The 1340-nt window shown below is 67.5% G+C and carries 1 protein-coding gene; it reads right to left on the bottom strand.

Features of this window, described 5'->3' with window-relative positions; translation table 11 throughout:
- Positions 1-18 precede the first annotated feature (18 nt).
- On the bottom strand, positions 19-1092 hold the full coding sequence (locus tag AB0915_RS39210) for an IS110 family transposase (protein WP_366696191.1): 1074 nt from the start codon (positions 1090-1092) through the stop codon (positions 19-21).
- Positions 1093-1340 lie beyond the last annotated feature (248 nt).

Genomic DNA, 1340 nt, shown 5'->3' with positions numbered 1-1340 from the left:
AGATGCCCCTATGTTTCGTCAAGTGGCTGAAGGTCTCTGTGCGGCCGTCGGAGGCTGCATGTGCCGGTAGAGCTCGCGGGCCACGTAGCGTTTGAGGCAGCGGATGATCTCGCGCTTGGACATGCCTTCGGCGGTGCGTCGTTGCAGGTATGCCTGGGTGCGTTCGTCCCAGCGTATGCGGGTCATCACGATGCGGTAGAGGGCGGCGTTGGCCTGCCGATTACCGCCGCGATTCAGGCGCCGGCGCTGGGTCTTGCCTGAGGACTGCTCGACCGGGCTGACGCCGCACAGGGCAGCGAAGGATGCCTCGTCCGTGAGACGGTCAGGGTTGTCACCTGCGGCGATGAGCAGGACGGCAGCGCTGTCGGGGCCGACGCCGACCAGGTCCAGCATCTGAGGTCGGCAGGAGCGGACGGCCAGGGTGGTGCGTCGGGTCAGCTCCTTGACCTCCGCGGACAGGTGCTGGATCCGTATGGCGAGCAGGCGCATCGTGAAGACTGCCTCGCCCCGCTCGTCGACGAGTGCCGCGCAGGTGGCGACCAGAGCCGGGTTGGTCAGGCCGGTGAGGAGGTCGCGCAGGTCGGGGTCGATGTCCAGCAGGACGGCCTTGAGCTGGTTCATCGCCTGGGTGCGGGCCTTGATTGCCGATTCCTTGGCCAGTCGCAGGACGCGCATGTCCGCCGCGGGGCCGTCCGCGGTCTTGGGTGTGACCGTGGCGCGTCCCGACAGGACGGCGCGAGCGGCCGCGTCCGCGTCGATGGCATCGGTCTTGCCGCGCTTGCGCCGGGTGGCCCGGTCGGGCTGGTTGACCTCGACGACATCAATGCCTTCTCGGCTCAGAGCCCTGGTCAGTGCGGCTCCGTAGGATCCGGTGCACTCGACACCGGCGCGACGCAGGACACCGAACGACCTTGCCCAGGTGATGAGTTGGCGATATCCGACAGCGGTGGTGGGGAACTCCTGGTGGGCGAGTGAGGCTCCCAGCGTAGTGATCACGGCCGCGACGTGGATGTCCTTGTGGGTATCGACCCCCAAGATCACATCCTCTGCCAGGTCCGGGACATGCTGCGTGGGCAGCGTGGGTTGGGGCATGCTGGTGACGGTCACAAGGCTCCTCGGACTGGGGCTGGTGGCCGACGCCGGTCCGATGGGCGGTCAGAACTGTGACGGTGCTTTGTGCAGCAAAGCCCCTATCGGGACACGTCCACAGGGCCGGCGGCAGCGAACACCGCAGGGGGCCGGAAGCCGACAGATCTACTCCAAGGCACCTGCGGCCAGTTGTCGCACGGGTCAGGCTCGGGCCCCCTGCGGCACACCACGAGTCTCACAGTTGTCGCAGA

It is taken from the genome of Streptomyces sp. NPDC048411 (genome assembly GCF_040704695.1).
GTDB lineage: Bacteria > Actinomycetota > Actinomycetes > Streptomycetales > Streptomycetaceae > Streptomyces.
The sequence above is the reverse complement of the archived record's forward strand: the minus strand, read 5'-3'. Positions and strand labels throughout refer to the sequence as shown.

Excerpts from the sequence above, each read along its gene's own strand:
- AB0915_RS39210 (WP_366696191.1), bottom strand. The coding sequence starts at position 1,092 with ATGCCCCAACCCACGCTGCCCACGCAGCATGTCCCGGACCTGGCAGAG.